The 19,507-nt window shown below is 72.0% G+C and carries 11 protein-coding genes; 4 read left to right on the top strand and 7 right to left on the bottom strand.

Going from position 1 to position 19,507, the window contains the following annotated elements; genetic code table 11:
* Positions 1-232: 232 nt before the first annotated feature.
* Positions 233-1,456: an MFS transporter gene (locus AB0C25_RS00935; protein ID WP_357368281.1), complete on the top strand. Its 1,224-nt coding sequence runs from the start codon at positions 233-235 to the stop codon at positions 1,454-1,456.
* 153 nt (positions 1,457-1,609) lie between these two features.
* Here AB0C25_RS00935 and AB0C25_RS00930 read toward each other — a convergent pair whose 3' ends face one another.
* Entirely contained in the window at positions 1,610-3,031 is a 1,422-nt protein-coding gene (locus AB0C25_RS00930) for a glycoside hydrolase family 6 protein (protein WP_357368280.1), read from the bottom strand.
* A 97-nt stretch (positions 3,032-3,128) separates the two neighbouring features.
* Complete coding sequence (locus AB0C25_RS00925; protein WP_357368279.1) at positions 3,129-4,349, bottom strand: DUF418 domain-containing protein; 1,221 nt, start codon at positions 4,347-4,349, stop codon at positions 3,129-3,131.
* A 493-nt stretch (positions 4,350-4,842) separates the two neighbouring features.
* On the opposite strand from AB0C25_RS00925, the gene AB0C25_RS00920 reads away from it, so the two are divergent.
* Positions 4,843-6,225, top strand: coding sequence for a lectin (locus tag AB0C25_RS00920; protein ID WP_357368278.1), 1,383 nt, complete (start codon positions 4,843-4,845; stop codon positions 6,223-6,225).
* A gap of 231 nt (positions 6,226-6,456) precedes the next feature.
* Entirely contained in the window at positions 6,457-7,701 is a 1,245-nt protein-coding gene (locus AB0C25_RS00915) for a PP2C family protein-serine/threonine phosphatase (protein WP_357368277.1), read from the top strand.
* 9 nt (positions 7,702-7,710) lie between these two features.
* On the opposite strand, the gene AB0C25_RS00910 is transcribed toward AB0C25_RS00915, so the two are convergent.
* Complete coding sequence (locus AB0C25_RS00910; protein WP_357368276.1) at positions 7,711-8,058, bottom strand: STAS domain-containing protein; 348 nt, start codon at positions 8,056-8,058, stop codon at positions 7,711-7,713.
* Between the two features lie 149 nt (positions 8,059-8,207).
* On the opposite strand from AB0C25_RS00910, the gene AB0C25_RS00905 reads away from it, so the two are divergent.
* Positions 8,208-8,753, top strand: a complete 546-nt coding sequence (locus AB0C25_RS00905; protein ID WP_357368275.1) for a hypothetical protein — start codon at positions 8,208-8,210, stop codon at positions 8,751-8,753.
* A gap of 62 nt (positions 8,754-8,815) precedes the next feature.
* Here AB0C25_RS00905 and AB0C25_RS00900 read toward each other — a convergent pair whose 3' ends face one another.
* Genes AB0C25_RS00900 through AB0C25_RS00885 form a run of 4 tightly spaced genes read right to left on the bottom strand, consistent with a single transcriptional unit; the run spans position 8,816 to position 19,366 of the window.
* The gene (locus AB0C25_RS00900) at positions 8,816-9,442 is read right to left on the bottom strand and encodes a hypothetical protein (RefSeq protein ID WP_357368274.1); all 627 of its coding nucleotides are present in this window, start codon (positions 9,440-9,442) and stop codon (positions 8,816-8,818) included.
* 23 nt (positions 9,443-9,465) lie between these two features.
* On the bottom strand, positions 9,466-10,098 hold the full coding sequence (locus tag AB0C25_RS00895; protein WP_357368273.1) for a hypothetical protein: 633 nt from the start codon (positions 10,096-10,098) through the stop codon (positions 9,466-9,468).
* Positions 10,095-10,979 (bottom strand): DUF6406 domain-containing protein, encoded by an 885-nt coding sequence (locus tag AB0C25_RS00890; RefSeq protein ID WP_357368272.1) that lies wholly within the window; start codon positions 10,977-10,979, stop codon positions 10,095-10,097. The genes AB0C25_RS00895 and AB0C25_RS00890 overlap by 4 nt, the downstream gene beginning before the upstream one ends.
* Positions 10,976-19,366: a hypothetical protein gene (locus AB0C25_RS00885; RefSeq protein WP_357368271.1), complete on the bottom strand. Its 8,391-nt coding sequence runs from the start codon at positions 19,364-19,366 to the stop codon at positions 10,976-10,978. The genes AB0C25_RS00890 and AB0C25_RS00885 overlap by 4 nt, the downstream gene beginning before the upstream one ends.
* Between the last annotated feature and the right edge of the window lie 141 nt (positions 19,367-19,507).

Here is a 19,507-nt window from a genome sequence, read left to right as displayed (position 1 = left end):
GGTCCGCCGGAGCAGAGCCGGTCAGCCCGCTGCGCGGCATTCAGGAGGGCAGCGTCGGCCCGTCTCACAGCGAGGAATTTCCGACTGTCTATGCTACCGTCAAAACCCGCTTTGCTGGAATCACGTCAGTGCACCGGCGATGTTGACGCCGTCGAGATGATCGAGGGGGCCTCCGCGTACCGCTGCCTGGCTGTTTCCTGCTCCGCCTTGTCCAGGATCTGGGAGGTAGCCAATGGCGCACCAACGACGCGCGGCCTATGCCCTCGCCGCGTTGTCCGCCGCCACTTTCTGTTACGTCACCACCGAAGTGCTGCCGATCGGGTTGCTCACGCTGATCGCCCCAGACCTGGGCCGCTCCAGGTCCGAGGCCGGTCTGCTGGTGACCGGATACGCCGTGGTGGTCATGATCGTGGCGCTCCCGCTGACCCGGGTCACTCGGCGACTGCCCCGGCGCCCACTGCTCGCCGGCTCCCTCGGTGTGTTCGCCGCCGCGACGACGGTGTCGGCCTTCGCGACCTCCTACGAGGTGTTGCTCGCCGCGCGGCTGGTGTCCGCCACCACCAACGGGGTCTTCTGGGCGGTGGTGTTCCCCGTAGCGATCTCGATGTTCCCCGCGAACATCCGCGGCCGCATCGTGGCTCGACTGTCGATCGGCAACGCTCTCGGCCCGGTCCTCGGCGTACCGCTGAGCACCTGGTTGGGCGGGCAGGCCGGATGGCGGGCCGCCTTCCTCGCGATGGCCATCCTCGGCTTCGTCACCTGCATCGCGGTCGTCCTGCTCCTGCCGAGCAGCACACCGCAAGAGGGTGCGGGCGGTTTCGGACCCATGCCGGATCGATCCCGCTTCGTCGTGCTCATCGTCGCCACCATCCTCGCGGTCACCGGCGCCATGGGTGCGTTCACCTACATGACCGTCTTCCTCCTCGACGTCAGCGGGTTCGCCGCCGCATCCCTCGGCCTGCTGCTCTTCGTCCAGGGCTCGTTCGGCGTCGCCGGCACCTGGGCGGTCGGCCGGGTCCTGGACCGGTTCCCGCTCGGTGTCGTACTGGGCCTGCTCGGGCTCATCACCGCCGCGATGCTCGGCCTCTACGGGGTGGGAGCGAGCAAGGCACTGACGATCCCGTTGCTCGCCGTGGCGGGGATGTCCTTCAGCTCGCTGATCGCGGGAATCCAGCACCGCATCATGCAGGTGGCCCCGTCGACCACCGACATGGCATCGGCCAGCCTCAGCGTCGCGTTCAACGTCGGCCTCGCCGCCGGCTCGCTCATCGGTGCGGGCCTGCTGGCGACGTTCGGGGTACGCGTCATCCCGTTGTTCGGTGGCCTGCTGACGGCCGCGGCGTTCGCGGTGCTCGCCTGCCACGAGACGTCCCGGAGGGGGAGAAGCCGGCACCGGGAAACCGGCAGTCGCCATCCCGACCTACCACCGGTCGGACAATCCGTAGCTGCTGCTTGAGTCCGTTGTGTACGGGAGCAACTGAGTCGACGGATCCACCACCCCATTGGGCCTGTCCGTCATTCCGGTGCCGGCCGGGCCGTACCGCAGGGCGCGCACGGAGCCCGGCGCGGAGAGAGGTCCTCCGCGCCGGGCTCGTGACATCGGGTGGGGTCAGCTGGCCGCACAGATGGCCGACGCGCCCGGACCGGTGCCGGTGCCCTGGAAGCCGAAGGTGGTCGACTGTCCGGCGCCGACGCGTCCGTTGTAGCTCACGTTGGTGTACCTGATGGTGCCGCTGGTGCCGCTGGCCTGGGCGCTCCAGACGCCGGTGACCGCGGCGCCGCTGGGCAGCGTGATGGTCGTGGTCCAGCCGTTGATGTCCGCGGAGCCGGCGGTGACCGTCACGCTCGCGGTGAAGCCGCCGGACCACTGGTTGACCGCCACCGACGCGGAGCAGCCGTTACCGGTCGGCGGCGGGGTGGTGGGGGGAGCCGTGGTTGGCGGGGCCGTGGTCGGAGGCGCGGTCGTCGGCGGGGCCGTGGTCGGAGGCGCCGTGGTCGGCGGAGCCGTGGTCGGCGGCGCGGACGTCGGCGGGGCGGTGGTGGGCGGGTTGGGCACACCGTTGGCCAGGCTGTAGGCCAGGTCGGGCTGGAACGATCCGGCCGTGTAGCGGCAGCCGTCGGCCTCCCCCGGCGGCTTCACCCAGAGGTACGCGTCGATGTTGCTGTCGCCGGTGTTCGTCGTCGGGTACTGCCCGATGCGCCGGTCGCTGTTGTCGTCACCGCACCAGTCGCCGCTGGCACCGCCGTTGCGGCTGGTGTCGATGACCTGGCGCTTGCCTGAGATGCCCATGCCGTTGAGGGCGGAGATGACCGCCCGGCCGAAGTTCGCCTCGTTGGAGGTGGAGTTGTAGTTCGACACGTTGCTGAAGAAGCCGTCGGCGTACTGCACGCCGGCCGCCCGGAGCCGGTTGGCCGTCTCACCCGCGCTGTTCCAGGTGGAGTGCCCGGCGTCGAGGTACACCTTGGCGTTGGGATTGCCCGACTTGATGGTCCGGGTGGCAGTCGAGATCGCCTGGTTGCGCGCGTTGATCTCGGCGCTGCTCAGGCACGTCAGCAGGGCGAGCGAGTCGGTTTCCAGGATGATGATGACCGTCTGGTTGCCCAGGCCCCTGGCGAAGTTGGTCACCCACGTCTGGTACTGGTTGAGGTCCGGCGCCCCACCCGCGCTGGCCCCGCCGCAGTCCCGGTTGGTGATCTCGTACACCGCCAGCACCGGGATCTGCTGCGCCGCGTTGGCCGCGCCGATGAACCCGGACACCTCGGACTGCACGGTGGAGGGGTTGAAGTTGGCGAACCAGCGGGCCTGCGGCTGACTCGCGATCTTGTCGCGGATGACGGCGGTACGCGAGTCGCCGGGGTTGGCGGCGACCCAGCGTACGACCGCTGAACTCGGGTCGCGGTAGAGCGATCCGGACAGCGTGCCCGCGGAGGCGCTGCCAACGGTGAGGCAGACGCCGACAGCGGTGGCGCCCGCGACGGCCGCCAGGCTGGTGGCCACCGATCTGCTGCGGAGCGAGGAGAGGATAGCCACGACGTGTTGCCTCCTGGTCACATAGACGTTTCCAACTGTGTGGGAGCGTTCCCATGGACGGTAGCGGAGGCACGCGTCGCTGCCAAGACGTGGAGACCTATCGATGCGGCGCCGAGCTGCGGTCGGCGGACCGCAACGGCGGCCACTGCCGCTCGGTCCAGGCCCGCAGCACCCACTCCATCGGCCCGTACCGGAACCGCGCCATCCACGCCGCGCTGACGGCGAGCTGCACACCGTAGATCGCGACCGCGATGAGGACGACGACCGCGGGAGCGACGCTGCCAGCGAGGCCGAGCCCGACGCCGGTGAACACCAGCACGCAGAGCAGCGACTGACCCAGGTAGTTCGACAGGGACATCCGGCCGGCCGGCGCGAGCACGGCGACGACCCGCCGCCCCCGGTCACTCCTGAAGAACTGGAGCAGGCTGGCCGCGTACGCCGCCGCGAGCAGGGGCGCGGTGAGCACGCCCGCCGTCAGACCGGTCAGGTTGGCGGTGCCCCCGCCCGAGGCGAAGATGACGCCGCCGGCCAGGCCGATCGGGTAGCCCACCTGCTGCACCCGGCGCAGGAGCTGCCGGTTCTCGCCGATGCTGGCGAGGAGCTTGCGTCGCCCGGCCGCGTGACCGAAGAGGAAGGCCGAGAAGGCGAGCGGCCCCTGCACGAGGAGCGCGCCGACCATCGCCGGCAGTTGGCGTACGTGCTCGGCGATCAGCGAGCCGAACCCGCCCTGCAGCGCCTCGGTCGACCGCTGCCCGGCCGCGAGCGCCGTCGCCGGATCGGTGACCAGCTGCATCCCGCCGGTGGCGGCGAGCGCGAGGACGAAGCCGATACCGCCGGTCACCAGTACGGCGGTGCGCAGCGCGGTCCCGACGGCGACTCGCCGCATGGCGAGCAGGATCAGACCGAGCAGTGCGTACGTGGTCAGGATGTCGCCATGGAACAGCAGCACCGCGTGCAGGATTCCGAGCACGAAGAGCCCGGCCAGTCGTCGCCGGAATCGTGGGGCGAAATCGACGTTGCGCCGTACGGCGGAATCGAGCTGGAGCGTGAAGCTGTAGCCGAACAGAAAGGAGAAGAGCAGGTACGCCTTCATCGCGAAGAGCGCCTCGACGAGCCACCGAACGGCCTGGTCGCCCCACGAGTCGTGCGCGGGATCCGGAACCAGCTGGAAGGAGTAGCCGTCGGCGAAGAAGGCGATGTTGACGATCAGGATGAGGAGCAGCGCCACGGCGCGCAACGCGTCGACGTCGACGATCCGGGAGGGCGTACCGGCTGGTGCTCGGTTCCTGGCGGGCGGGTCTTCGATGGATGGATGCACTGGCCACCTCCGGAGGACAGGAGTCGTGTTCGATGACTTGCCTGCAACGCTAGGAAGTGGGCCGTCCAGGTGACAGCCAGTGAGCGGGAAGGCCGCCGGTGGGGCAGGCCCTACCCAGGCTCCCGCCGGGCCGCAACCCGCCGGACACGGCATTGACATATTTCACTGTGCGATCTAGCGTCGAGGCGAATTGATTCGATGTTTAGCCGGGCGATCCGGCACCGTCCGGCGGTCAACCGTTGGTGATCGGGCAACCACGGTGTCCGTCGCCGACGATTCATCGACCAACTGGTCCCGCGTGGGCGGCGGGCCAGCCGCGAGAACCTCTGGCGATGAGCCGGCCGGGCGCCATTGGCACATCGCGTCCTCCACGGTTTCCTCCGCCAGGAGTGCGGTCGGCGGGGGCGACGGGAGTGGCGCGTCGTAGCGGCGTGGGTGTCGCCGTGGACCCCTGCGCCTAAGTCAGTTCGTGTCGAGTGGCGGGAGCCCAATCATGACAAGACGTAGACCCATCCTTGGTCTTCTGGCAACGGCCGCGGCTGTCGTCGTGACCGTGAGCGCGGGGGCACTGGCCGGCGGCCTGGGCACCACCGCGTCGGCAGCGGACATCGTCCCGGCCGCGGCGACCGCCGGGTGCGGCAAGGCGCCCACGTTGACGAGCGGTCAGCGGTCCATCCAGAGCAGCGGCCAGAACCGTAGTTTCATCCTGCGGATCCCGGACAACTACGACCGGAACCATCCGTACCGGTTGATCTTCGGATTCCACTGGAACGGCGGCACCGCCGGCGACGTCGACGGGGGCGGGTCGGACGGGGCGGCCTGGTCCTACTACGGGCTGCGGCAGCAGGCGAACAACAGCACCATTTTCGTCGCCCCCCAGGGCAACGGCAACGGCTGGGCCAACCCGAACGGCCAGGACGTCACCTTCGTCGACAACATGATCAGCCTGATCCAGGCGGACCTGTGCGTCGACACGACGCAGCTGTTCGCGCTCGGCTTCAGTTACGGCGGGGGCATGAGCTACTCGCTCGCCTGTTCCCGGGCGACCGTCTTCCGCGCCGTCGCGGTCTACTCCGGTGGGCAGCTCAGCGGGTGCAGCGGCGGCACCCAGCCGATCGCGTACATGGGGATCCACGGCCTCGGGGACTCGGTGCTCAACATCTCCGCCGGACGGTCCCTGCGGGACAGGTTCGTCCGGAACAACGGGTGCACCGCGCAGAACCCGCCCGAGCCACGAGCGGGCAGCCTGACCCACATCACCACCACCTACTCCGGCTGCCGATCCGGCTATCCGGTGGTGTGGGCCGCCTTCGACGGTGGGCACGGCCCCGGCCCGGTGGACGGCGGCGGCGAAAGCGGCGCCCGGACCTGGACCAAGGGCGAGGTGTGGAGGTTCTTCACCCAGTTCAGCAGCACCGACCCGACCCCTACCCCGACGACGTCGCCGACCACGTCGCCCACCGCCAGCCCGACCACCCCGCCACCGGGCGGCACGTCGCCCCTGCGCAACGCGGCCTCCGGACGGTGCCTGGACGTCAACGGCGCCTCGCAGACCAACGGCGCGGCGGCGATCATCTGGGACTGCCACGGTCAGAGCAACCAGAGCTGGACCGCGACCGCCGCCGGAGAACTGCGCGTCTTCGGCGGCAAGTGTCTCGACGTCAACGGCGCCGGCACCGCGAACGGCAGCTCGGTGATCATTTGGGACTGCAACGGCCAGTCCAACCAGCGGTGGTCGGTCAATGCCAACGGCTCGATCACCGGCGTTGGTTCGGGCCGCTGCCTGGACGTGGTCAGCAACGGGACGGCCAACGGCACGCGCATCCAGATCTGGGACTGCAACGGCGGGACCAACCAACGATGGAGCCGCAGCTGAACCCGGCGACCGTCGCGGGAGGGCAACGGTAGGTCCCGGGTCGCCGGCCTTCGGCACGGTGGATCCGCGGCTGACCCGTCGGCGTCCGCACGAGGACTCGTACCCGTTCATGGCTGCCGGCCGCTCACCTGAGCGGCCGGCAGTCGTCCGGTGACCGCGGCGGGAGGGGTCGACGGACCGCGCCGCCGGCAGACCGTGTCGGTGCATCCGGTGGTTGCCTATGCTCGACGGGTGGAGGACAACGATCAGGCCGTGCTGGCCGGGATGCTCCAGTCGGCCGAGGAGGCCGCTCCGGTCGAGGCTGTCGAGGCCGTCACCGGCGCCGTCGCCACGGCGTTGGGCGCGCTCGGCGTCTCGCTGCTCATCGCCGACCTCAGCGGCCGGGCACTGGTCCGGCTGACCCACCAGACGATCATCGGCCGCCCCGATCGGCGTCAGGGCACGGAGACCGCCGAGGTCTTCCCCTTCGACGGCGGGCCCTACGAGCGGGCACTGCGCCAGCAGACCACCCTGGTGCTCCCCGGAGACGACCACTGGACGGTGCTCGCACCCGTCACCGAGCGCGGCGAGGCCATCGGCCTGCTGGAGATCGACCTGCCCGACGAGCCGGACACCGCCGCGGTCGCGGAGATCGCCCGCACCGCGCACGCGCTGGCGTTCGTGGTCATCGCCAACCGCCGGCACACCGACCTCTTCGAATGGGGTCAACGCAGCACCCCGTTCTCTCTCTCCGCCGAGATCCAACGCCGCCTGCTGCCCGCCTCGTTCACCTGCGAGGCCGGCTCGTTCGCGCTCTCCGGCTGGCTGGAGCCCGCCGCCAGCATCGGCGGCGACACCTTCGACTACAGCGTGGCCCGCGACGTGCTGCACGTCAGCGTCACCGACGCGATGGGCCACGGCGTGGCCAGCGCGCTGACCGCCACCCTCGGCGTGGGCAGCCTGCGCAACACCCGCCGCCGCGGCGACAGCCTGATCCAACAGGCCGAGGGGGCCAACCGGGCCGTCGCCGAGCACGCCAACGTGCGAGGCGCCTACGTGACCGCCGTGCTGGGTCGCATCGACCTGGCGACCGGGCGGTGCGAGTTGCTCAACGCCGGGCACGTTCCGCCGATGCTGGTCCGGGACGGCCGGGCCACGCCGCTGGAACTGCCCGCCAACTTCCCGCTGGGCATGTTTCCCGACGAGGGCTACCGCAGCGGCGCGGTGTCCCTGCTGCCCGGTGACCGGCTGGTCATCGTCACCGACGGGATGCGTGAACGCAACGCCGCCGACCTGGACCTGCCCGCCGCCCTGCTCGGCATCTCCCAACTGCACCCACGCGAGGCGGTCCGGGCGCTGTCCGACGCGGTGCTGGCAATCGCCGGGCCGGTCCTGGCCGACGACGCGACACTGCTCATCATCGACTGGTACGGGGGCGAGGGATCGCGGTCGAGCACTGCCGGCGCGGACACCTCCCGTGCCAGCACCTTCCCCTAGCGAGGGCGGTCACGACACCCGTGCCGCCTCCTCGGCGTCGTCTACCGAGTCGAAGACGTCGATGACCCGGTCGACCGAGGTGATCGACAACACCGTGCGCACCGAGCGACCGACCCCGGCCAGGGAGAGCGAACCGCCCCGCTCCCGCAGATCCTTGTAGGCGACCACGAGCGCGCCCAGGCCACTGGAGTCCAGGAAACCGACGCCGGTCAGGTCGACCACCACCGCACGGACCCCGCTCTCCGCCAGCAGACGCAGCTGGTCCCTCAGCTCGGGCGTGGTGCTCATGTCCAGGTCGCCGGCGACCTCCACCACGGTGCCGATCCGCCCCTGCCGCGTCGACAGCGTGAAGTCCACGTAACCCCCTCGATACGGCCGTCACCGGCACCCGGCAACACGTCGCGCCGTACTCACGGTGCCAGAAACTGGCCACGATCGCTCGTCGACGCATGGGCGCTACCGTGCGGGGCGGTCGGCAAGGGCGAAGGGTCGGTACGGTGGAGCGCATGATCCTGCCCCCCAGTCGCACGAACGCGGAGGCGCACCTCTACATGGACCTGCGGCCCTGCTCCTGCGGGGAGACGCGGTTTCCCCGGCAGAGCGCGGTCGTGGCGCTCGAGGACGGTGACCTGGCCGCCCGCTACACCGGCGAATGTCCCACCTGCGGCCAGCCACGCGAATTCATCTTCCGGCTGCCGGCCGAGCCCGCCGTGGCTCCCGCAGGTGATTTCCGCTACGGCGGGGACGAGCCGTCACACCTGCTCGATCCCGGCGAGTGGCTCCGGGTCGCCGACGGGTACGCCAGGTCGGTGCCGGCAGAGGTAACGACCGGGGACGCGGCGCAGCGGGCCCGCGCCACGCTGATCCGGGCCGTCGCGGCCCTGGACGAGGTGCTCAAGTTCGTCCCGCCCGGCGAGGACGTGGTGCCCGTCGCCGCCTTCACCACCGAGCAGGGACGCGATCTGCACCGGCGGGAGCCGGGCCGCTTCCGGCGCGACCGGCTCGCCGCGGTCCGCGCCGCGTACGCCGGGATGCTGCCGCAGGCGGTCTGAGCCGGCGCGATGCCGTCCAGCGGCCGCTTCTCAGGCCGGCCAGGTCCCGGATGCGGCGGTCCTCAGCGGCGGGCCTCGTCCAGGCAGGCGGCGTTCGCGCCGACCAGCAGGGGCAACACGGCCAGGAACTCACGCAGCAGGTGCCGGGGGTCGTGCTCGCGGGTGTCCGCCACCTCGGCCTCCGCGCCGGCGTCGGCGAAGACCTGACAGACGTCCCACAGGCTGGCGCCCACGCTGCTCCACTGCCACAGGTCGTGCGCCAGCGCCGGCAGCCGCAGCACCGGGGCGGTACCGAAGAGACCGATGCCGTGGCGCAGCGGATCCTCCGGGGTGTTGCCCAGCGACACCATCAGCGGTTGCACCCGGTGAGCGCGGGCGAAGTCCTCCACGTCCGGTGCGTCCGGCGTGACCTCCACCAGCAGGCCGTCCTCCAGGAACTCCGCGACGATCCGGTCCGGGTGGGTCACGCCGAGCCGCATCGCCGCCTCGCTAACCGCAGCCCGGTCCCAGGTCGCCTCGGGCCGGTCGAGGGGGCGGTGCGCCGCGGCCCAGACCGCAAAGGCCTGTGGGTCCTCGATGGTCACCGAGAGGCGGCCGATGCTCAGCGAGTGGTACTTCACCGGGGCGCCGACGGCCGGGTGGAACTCCCCGGTGTACCAGCCCACCGGCAGGATCAACGAAGCGGTCATCGCGGGGTTCCTCGTCGTATCGGTCACGGCAGCGGATCCAGGTAGACGACGCTGGCCCTGAGCAGGGGGTGGGCGGTGCGGAGGAACGAGGTGAGCAGCCGTTCCGGGTCAACCAGTTCCGGTTCGGTGCCGCCGGCCTCCCGTTCCTCGTCGGCGAGCGCCTGGCACATCGTCCACAGGCTCTCCCCGGACGGGCACCGCTCCCACAGGTCGTAGACCGTGCGGGTGACGCTCACCACCGGACGCTCGAAGAAGCCGATCGACCAGAGCCAGGGTTGTTCGGCGCTGTTGCCCAACCCGAGCATGCGGGCGCCGACCCGGTGCCGGCGAGCGAACTCCACCGCCTCGCCGGGGGCGACCTCGACGGCCAGACCTTCGGCCAGCAGCCCGTGCAGCAACGACGCACTGTCGACGCCCGGCAGTTGGCTCGCCGCCGCTTCGGATACCGCCGGCACCGTCCAGGGCTGCTCGGCCGGTCGGTCGCCGGTGCCGTGCGCCAGCGCCCACAGGGTGAAGCGCTGGTCGTCCAGCTCCCACACCTCGTCGCCGAGGCGGACCCGGTGATAACGCTCGGCCGAACCGGCCACCGGATAGAAGGTGCCGAAGAACTGCCCGACCGGCAGCAGCACGGCCTGCGAGGTTTGCGTCGTGGTCATCGCTGTTGGTCCTCGTGCTGGGAGTGGCCGGGCTCACCGGGCCAGATCATTTGCACTGGCGGCAGGTCGGGCAGCTCGATCGGGGTCAGCCTGCCCAGGAAATAGCCGATCGAGCGGGCAATCGGTATGAGGTGCCGTTCACGCGCGGCAGCACCCGCGGGACCTGCCGGCCCGCCCAGGGCGGTGTCCGGCAGGAAGTAGACACCCTCCCGTTCCTCGTCGCGCTCCCGCAGCGTGAGCACCAGGAGACCGCCGGAGAGGTTCGCGATGACCAGCAGGTCCGGCGACAGCCAGGGATCCCGGTGTACGCGCTGCGCGTGCACCAGGTCGAACGGGGGGTACTGCGGGTGGACGCCGAGCAGGGGACGTTCCGGAGTGAGCGCGAACGGCAGACCGGGAACATGATGTTCGACCTCGGGCTGCGCCCCGTTGTTCTCCCGCAGCCAGTCGCGATAGTCCGCAGGCAACGAGGTGCCGAGTTCGGCCTCGACCGCGAGCAGCTGCGCTTCGTCGAGCTGACCGTACGGCCGCAGCTGCATTCGCTTCCAGACGTGGCCGGTTGGCGGCGTCATCACCTCGTTCTCGTCGACCCGTCGGACGATCACCTGCCACTCGTCGGCGCTCTCCATGTCGACGTCCGCGAAGCGCCAGGTCTCGTCACCTACCGGGAAGGTCCCGCCCAGGGTGACTTCGTAGTGGGGGGACTCCTCGTCCCAGTGCGGCATCACGACGATCTCCGCCTGGACCGGAGGGCCCTCGTCGATCCACCGAACGCCGAGCCGGGCCGGGCCGATGTCCGACGGCGCGTTGTTTTGGATCCACATGACGTCCGTGTAGGAGCGCAACGGCTCTCCTCCCAGCTCTCTCTTCGGCACGGTCACCCGTCCAGCATGTCGTGCAACGTCGCCTCGTCGGGCAGCGCGAAGCCGAGCACCTCACGCGCGATCCGCTCGGCCTCCGCCCGGCCGACCGGCAGGGACCCCCCCGCACCGGGCGGCGCCCCGCCCACCGTCCAGTGGGCCGAGCGCTGCCCCTGCTCGGACGGCTCGACGACCCCCAGCCCACTCACCGTACCGTCGCCCGCGAGCAGGGCGTAGTACACGATGACGAACCTCGGCTCTTCCAGATGGGTCCGTCCGAGGGTGTGCCGGCGGGGCACGTGCTCCGGTGGCGCCGGCGAGTACGGCGGTGCCGGCGGAAGGTGCGGCGGAAGCGGCGGCGGGGGTGGAAGTGGTAGCGACGGTGGAGGCGGAAGTGGAAGTGCTGCGGCAGCTCCGGAAGTCGCAACTGGCGGGGCCGGCTGTGGCTGCAGGTAGGCGTATTCCGGGTCCATCAGATCGAGGAACTCCCGCACCGTCATCGGCGTCGGGTGGTCCTTGTTCCACGGATTGCGCAGCTGCACCTGACCTTTGCTGACCGCCACCATTTCGTAGGCGTGTCCGGCATAGAGCCCGTGTGGGAGTCTCTTGCGGATCGCCAGCGGGTAGCGATCCTCCGACTTGGTGCCGGTGATCACCGGACTACCGGCGGCCAGTAGTGCGGCCAGCCGGGCCTCGACGGCGGCCTCCCGCCCTGGTGTCCTGTCGAACATCGCTGCACGACTCGGCACTCCGGTGAGCTGGGTGAGAAGCTCCGCCTGCATCCGCGGGCGACTGCCGACGTTCAGCCGGGCGTAGCCGGTCGGCGCCGCCATGTGCGGATCCGGTGGCCTTTGCCACGAAAGCCAGTCGCGCTGCCACTGCACGTGCCGCTCGGCGCTCCACGTCCGGTCCACGGCGGCGAGCGCCTTCTCCAGCAGCGACGCCCAGGAGCTGCCGTTGGCCGACTGATCGGCGTAGGCGGTCACGCCGTTGTTGCCGGAACGAAGCGGCACGTCCGGCTGCACGGTGATCCGCAGTCGCCGGCCCGTCGGGTTGATCGCGTTGCCGAGCAGGGTGCTCTCGTGCAGCAGCACGTCGACGGTGCCGTCCGGGTTGGGCTGGAAGAGCTGGGCGATCACGTCGGGCCGGTAACCGGCGACGGCGGCAGCGCTGGCCAGCATCCCGCAGTCCCCGAGCAAGCCCTGCCGCACCTGTTCCCGGCGAGGCGGTCCGTCGAAGAGCGGCGCCGGTTGCCCGGTCCGTGGGTCGCGCGCCTGGCCGTACTCGGGGACGACCTGGTTCTTCTTCGGGGCCGGCAGCGTGACGCGGTCGGCGACCACCGCGGTCTCGTGGGCCGTGACCGTCGCCTCGACCTCCACGTCCAGCGGCGGCGCGCCGGGCACCAACGAGTGCAACGCCCGGGCCAGTACGTCCGGCACCAGGGCCAGCACCCGGGCGGTCGTCAGGTAGTGGAAGTCGTGCGTGTTCAGCAGCGCCACGGCGGCGGGGTTCGCGCCGTACTCGGCCCGGTACGCGGCCCGGGTGCGAACCCGATCCTCGGCCAGCAGCGACCGCCGCCCCACCTCCGTACCCAGGTCGAAGGCCGCCGTCGACTCCGCCAGTTTCATCTCCGATACGCCGTCGAGCACGAACGGGCGCAGGTCGAACCGGCCGGTCAGGTCGACGTACACACCCTCGGCGGCAATCCGGTCGGCGAGCTGCGGATCCGCCTGCCGGATCAGGTCCAGCTGAGCCGGCGGCAGGCCGATGATCTGCCCGGCGCAGGCCGGCATCCGCGGCAGGCTCGACTGCGCCTGCTCGCCCTGGATCGCCAGCTCGCGCAGCCGGGCATCCACCACGGCAGCCGCAGGCACCGTGAAGTCCGGCGCCAGCCGGGACCGGTAGTCGATCGCGCGGAAGCGCTCGACCATGCTCGACGGCATGCCGCGGAGCACTCCGGCGATCGAGTCCGGGCTCACCAGCGGCACACTCAACTGCATCAGGTGGATGGCCACGTCGCCGGGGAGGACACCCCAGCGGGCATGCGAGTCCGGGGTGCCCAGGCGCAGCCCGAGGTGCTCGGCCAGGGCGTCGATCTCGGTCCGGAGGGTGAGCCGGGCCGCCGGACCCGCGCCGGCGTACGACGCGGCGAGGACCCGCAGCTCGGCCAGCCGACCCTGGTCCTGGGCGGTCAGGCCGGTGGGGTCGATCGGCCCGTCGCGGTGGTCCACGTCCAGCTGGCCGACCAGTGCCTGGCCGGTGTCGTGCAGCGCCACCAGCTCCGCCACCTCGTGCGCAAGCGCGCGGGTGACCGCGGCGTCAGTCGCCCGGTCCGACACGGTGAGTGTGAACGAGCCGTCGAGGTGCCGCACCGTCTGCGCCACCGCGCCGTCGGCGAGCGGGCCGGCCGCCACCCGCACCGACAGCGGGTCCAGGCCGCTCACCCGCACCTCGAACCGGTCCGCGGTGACCGCGACGATCTGGTGGGCCCGTACGGCCGCCGTCACGGTGGGCAGCGCGGCCCGGGCCGCGTCCACCACCGCCACGGCGTCGGCCGCCGGCCGACCCAGCCCGTTGAACGAGGAGCCCGGCACCGCCGGGGTCGCGGTACGGGCCAGCTCGACGTGCGCGTACCAGGGGCTCATCAGGTCGAGGAAGGCGCGCACCGGCATCGGTGTGGGGTGTTTGCTGTTCCAGGGGTTACGCAGCTGCACCTCACCGTTGGCGACACCAACCACCTCGTAGGCGTGTCCGGCGTACAGGCCGTGTGGAAGCGTCCCGGTCGGGTACGTCGACGCCGATCGGGTGCCGGTGATCACCGGACTGCCGGCGGCCAACAGCTCCGCCAGCCGCGCCTCGGCGACGGCCTCCTGACCGGGCGTGGTGTCCAGCTGGTTTACCGACGTCGGCAGGCCGGTCAGTTGGCTGAGCAGCTCCGCCTGCGCCAACCGCGAACTGCCGTTGTTGAGTCGCGCATAGCCGAGCGGGGCAGCCTGGGTGTCGTTCACGCCGGGTTGGTTGGTCCACTGCCGCTGCCACTGGTCGTGGCGGTCCTGCGTCCAGGTTCGGTCGACCGCGGCGATCGCCTTCTCCAGCAGCGACGCCCAGGCCACGCCCACCGTCGACTGGTCCGCGTACGCCGTCTGGCCGTCCCGGCCAGGTCGCGGCGGCCCGTCCGGGCCGGGTTGCAGCGGCACGTCCGGCTGGACGGTGATCCGCAGCCGCCGCCCGGTCGGCGTCACCGACGAGCCGGGCAGGCTGGTCTCGTGCAGCAGCACGTCCACCGTGCCGTCCGAGTTGACGTGGAACACGTCGGCGAGCGCGGCGGGCACCTGGCCGGCCACCGCGCCGATCACCGCGATCATGCCGCAGTCGCCGAGCATGCCCTGCTGCACGTCCTCGCGCTTGGGCGGCCCGTCGAACAGCGGCGGCGGCTGGCCGGTCCGACTGTCGAGCGCCTGCCCGTACACCACGCCCGGTTTGCCCGCCTCCGCGGCCGGCAGGGTGACCCGGTCGGCGACCACGGCGGTCTCGGCCGGGCCCACGGCGACTGTGGTCTCCGCGGTCGTCGCCTCGGCGATCGGGCTGAACCCGCCCAACAACTGGGTCAGCGCATCCGGCACCAGACCCATCACCCGACCCGCGCCCAGGTAGTGGAAGTCGTGGGTGCTGAGCAGCCGGACTGGCCGGCCGCTGGTGCGGCCGCGCAACGTGGCGCGTGCCCGGACCCGGTCCTCGGCCAGCAGCGCCTGCCGGCCATCCGGCGTCCCCAGGTCGAACGCCGGCCGGGCGTCACCCAGGCCGATCTCGGGCTGGCTGTCCACCGCGTACGGACGCAGGTCGAACTGACCGGTCAGGTCGACGTACACGCCCTGGGCGGCGATCCGGTCGGCGAGTTGCGGATCCACCTGCCGGATCAGGTCCAGCTGAGCCGGCAGCATGGCGATGATCTGCCCTGCGTACGCGGGCATCCGCGGCAGGCTGGTCTGGGCCTGCTCACCCTGCACCGCCAGCTCGCGCAGCCGCGCGTCGAGCTCGGTGGTCGCCGGCACCTGGAAGTCCGGGGCAAGTCGGGCCCGGTAGTCGATCATCCGGAACCGCTCGACGTCGGTGGGCGTCGGGCTGCCCTTCAGCACCGCGGCGACCGCTTCGGGCGTCACCGACGGCACGCTCAGTCGCATCAGGTGCGCCAACGCGTCAGGCGGTAGGGCAGCCCATCGCGCGCGTGCGGCCGGATCACCCACGCGCAGGCCGAGATGGTCGACGAGGGCGTCGATCTCGGCCCGCACGGCGAGGCGGGTGGCCTGGTCGCCGGTCTCGTACTCGGCGGCGAGCTGGCGGATCTCGGCCATCCGACCCCGGTCGTGCGCGGTGAGCCCGGCCGGGTCGATCAGCCCTTGGACGTTGCCCGGGTCGAGCGGCCCGACCAGGGCCTGCCCGGCCTCGTGCAGGGCCACCAGTTCCGCGACCTCGTGCGCGAGCGCCCGGGCGACCACTCCGTCCACGGCCCGGTCCGAGACGGTCACCGTGAACGACCCGTCCGGGTTGCGCGTCGACTGGGCCACCACCCCGTCGGTCAGAGGGCCGACGCTCAGTTGCACCCGCAGCGGATTCAGGCCGGCCGCGCGCACCTCGAAGGTGTCCGGCCCGACCGCGGTGACCTCGTTCACCCCGGCGAACGTGGCTACCTGCGGCATCGCGGCACGGGCAGTGTCCAGCACCGCCGCCGGGTCGGCCGTCGGGCGCCCCAGACCGTGGAAGCCCGAGTTCGGTACGGCCGCCGCAGTGATCCGCCCCGAGTCGGTGCCGGGGTCGCCGTTGCCGGCGGGGTCCGTGGGGTTATCCGGGTTGCCGCCGCTCTCCGGGTTGGTCGCGGCCGGGTCGGTCCGACCATTGTCGGCGGTGCCCAGGAGGCGGGACAGCAGGCCGTTGCGGCGGTGGGTCTCCGCCAGCCGCTCGGCCAACCGGTCGGTGGCCACCTCGGCGGCGGCCAGGCGACCCTCGACCCGGTCGGCCGCCTGTTCCAGCTCGGCGACCGGCTCGTTCAGTCGATCGATGACCTGGTCGACCCGATTCGCGGCATCCCGGGCATCGCTACGCCCGTCGAAGCGGGTACGCACATCGTCGGCGGCGAGGCTCTGCCGCTTGGCGTGCCACTTCGCCAACCCGATCACCGGCGCGGCGGCTACTGCGGCGATGGGGATCACCGGTGCCAGCGGACTGGCCACCGCGAATGCGATCGCGGTCGCCGCACCGGCGGTCGCGGCGGTGGTCAGCACGCTCGACACGAGGTAGGTCCGCAGTCGGGGAATGCCCGCGGGACGGGCATCCTCGGCGGATCGCCGCTCGCCCCGGAGCGTCCGGAGCTGCCGCGCCCGGCCCGACCGGTCGCCACCGAACTCGGCAACCACCTGCTGGGCCTCGGGGGGTAGTTGCGCGACCCGGTCCGGCGCCCCGAGCATGCCGTCCCGCAGACCCAGCCGATCGATCACCGCGTGCAGCTCGCGCAACGCCGGCTTCAGAGAAACCCGATCAGCGGTACGCACGTGGTGCGCGGCCGTCTGCACCTCCCAGGCGTCCGCCCTGCTCAGCGGGTCCGGACCGACCCCTTCCTGGTTCTGGTCCGGGGTGGTGGCCGCGGAATCCGGGGTTCCAGTGGCGGCTGCGGGGTCGGCCCCCGCCGTGGGGTCGGTCGAACCGGGCGTGGTGGCGCCGGTCTCCGGAGATGTGGTGCCGGGGGCGGTGGTACGCCCCTGCGCCAGCCCCTCCAGGGTCGCGTTGATGTCGCCGAGGCGCCGCGACGCCACGTCGAGCTGACCAGCGGCGTCGGTCAGGGTCGTCGTTGACGGGCCGGCGAGTCCTGCCACCCGTGCGGTCGGGTCCATCGCCGGGTTGGGGTTGGCCAGGTCCCAGGTCCGTCGAGCGTCCTTGAACCGGGCCTCGACACGCTTGAGCAGCAGGTCGCGGAGCGGACTGAGGAGCCCACCGGCCAGCATGTTGCCCGGTCCGGCCCCGGCGGCTACCTGAAGTGCCTGGGCCACCCCGACCGTCGTACCGGCCTGAATCAGCGGTCCGGGTGTCTGCTCGACCGCGTACACACCCAGGTTCGGCACGTTGCTCGGCCGTGCGGTGCTGTCCGTCGCCTGTGCCGGCGTGCGGCTCAGCCACTGCGTCGCCCGGTCGGGCAGACCCGGACGACCATGCCGCTCGACCACCGGCCGCAGCTCCGCCGGCACCAACTCACGGCGCTGGTCCACGCCCGGCGTACCCTCGCGCAGGCCGAGCTGGTCGACCAGGACCCGCAGTTGCCGGGCCACCGACGAGCGGGCCATCGGACCCGCGGCCTCGTGCCGTGCGGCGAGCTCGGCAAGCCGTTGCAGGGACGGCGTGCGTGGATCGGCCGACGGAGCCGCGGCCGGACCGGTCGACGTCGCCGGGTCGGTGGACGGACGCGGCGCAGGAATGTTGGCGTTCGGCGGGGCCAGCCCGGCCCAGGCCGGATTGCCGAAGAGCAGGTTGCGGAACGAGTCGGCGACACCGTTGCGTCGCTGCGACTCGGCGAGCCGGCGTTCCAGGTCGGCGAGGCGCTGCCCCAGGTCGACCGTGCGTTGCACAGCCTCCGCGGCGCGAGCGTCCACCGCACTGATCGGGTCGATGAGCGCCTGGGTAGCCTGCGACAGCAGCGCCTCCGCCGGCAGCGCCGGATGGTCCACGTCCCAGGTGTCCCGGGCGTCCTTGGCTGCGGCCTCCTTGCGGGCGACCACCGGGTCGACCGCCACGCCGGTCGCCGCTGCGGCCAGCGCGCCCGCGATGCCGGACCAGCCGAGTTGCAGCTGGCCGAGGATGTCGCCGACCCCCACGATGGTGGCGGCCGTCAGCAGGTTCGGTGCGTTCTCCGTCACCGACATCCACCACGGCGCGACCTTGCCCGGCCGCTGACCATCCGCCGGGTGGCGGTCGACCACGGCCCGGGCCCGGTCCCGCACCGCCGCCGTCCGCGAGCCGCCGAACCGGTCGACGAGCGGCCGTACGTCGGCCGGCAGCAGGTCCCGGCGCTGCTGGACACCGGGCGTGCCCTGCCGCAGCCCGAGGCTGTCCAGCAGCGCCCTGATCTCCCGGCCGGCGCCGGGCCGGGCCCATGGCCGCGCCCCGTCGTGCCGGGCCGCGAGAGCGCGCAACTCGGCAAGTCGCCCCTGCTCGTGCGGGGTCAGCCCGACCTGCGACGGACCGCCCTGGCCGTCGGTCGACGTCGTACCGTTGCCGGAGTCCCGGCCGGCCGCCGCTGGGTCACCGCCGACCGGCGGGAACTGGCGGGGCTGGCCCATCAGCCGCTGCCGACGCTCGCCCTGCCACAACTGCTCATGGACGGCCGCGAGCTGCTCACCGAGCCCGGTCACCGCCTCACCCAACTCCTGGACCGCCGGGCTGGCGTCCCCGGTCTGGGCCGCGAGTGCCTCGGCCGCGGTGGTGTCCGTCTCCGCGGCGGTACGCGCGTCCTGGCGGGTGTCGTACCGCGCCCGCCGGTCCTCGGCAGCCAGGCCGGACCGCTTCGCCAGCCACTTCGCCGGGCCGGTGGCGACGGCTCCGACGACCGCGCCGGCGCCCAGCATCAGGGCGACCTCCGGCCGTCCTCCGGCATCCAGGGTGAGCTTCGTCGCCAGCGCGACCAGGAGCGTGTTCACGGTGAAATGCGTGGCCAGGTACGTCCTCATCCGCGGCAGGCCGACCGGGCGCCCGTTCGCTTCCGCCAGGGCGGTGCGGCGCTCGGCTCGCAGCCCTAAACGCTCGCTCGCCCACGTCGAACGGTGGCTTGTCGCGTCGGCCAGTTCGGCCCGCACGTCGGCCGGCAGGGCGGCCATCTTCTGCTCGGAACCGAGCATCCCGTCACGCAGACCCAGACGGTCCACAACCGCGGACAACTCCCGCCGCACCGCTGTCCGGGACGACGAGTTGGCGGTCCGGACCTGGTGCGCGGCCGTCACCAGCTCGGCCACGTCAGCGGGGCTGAGCGGCGTCACGACCGCCGTACCCTCCGCCAGTGGCTGACCGACGGCGGCCAGTTCGGCCACCTCGTGGGCCACCGCACGATCGATCACCGCGTCGGCCGCCCGGTCGGAGACCGTCACCACGGCCGTACCGTCGGGGTCGAACGCGCTGGCCGCGACCGCGCGGTCGGCCACCGGCCCGCTGTCCACCCGGAGGTTGAACTGGCTACCGTCAGCGCGGGTGACCTGGTACGTCCCGTCGGCCAGGGCGGCCACGGCCTGCACACCAGCGTGCGCGGCCACACCGGGTAGCGCCGCCCGCGCCCGGTCGAGGACGGCGTCGGGATCGGCCTGCGCCCGTCCCTCGCCATGGAAGGCCGTGCCGGGCAACGCGCTCGCGGTGATCGGCCCGTCGGTCGCCACGTTTCCGTCGTTGGACGCGTCGGTGCTGCCCGGGTGCGCGGTGTCGGTGTCGGTGTCGGTGTCGGTGTCGGTGTCGGTGTCGGTGTCGGTGTCGGTGTCGGTGTCGGTGTCGGTGTCGGTGTCGGTGTCGGTGTCGGTGTC

The sequence above is a fragment of the Micromonospora sp. NPDC048839 genome, from assembly GCF_040649915.1.
GTDB lineage: Bacteria > Actinomycetota > Actinomycetes > Mycobacteriales > Micromonosporaceae > Micromonospora.
This window is presented reverse-complemented; position numbering and strand designations above follow the sequence as displayed.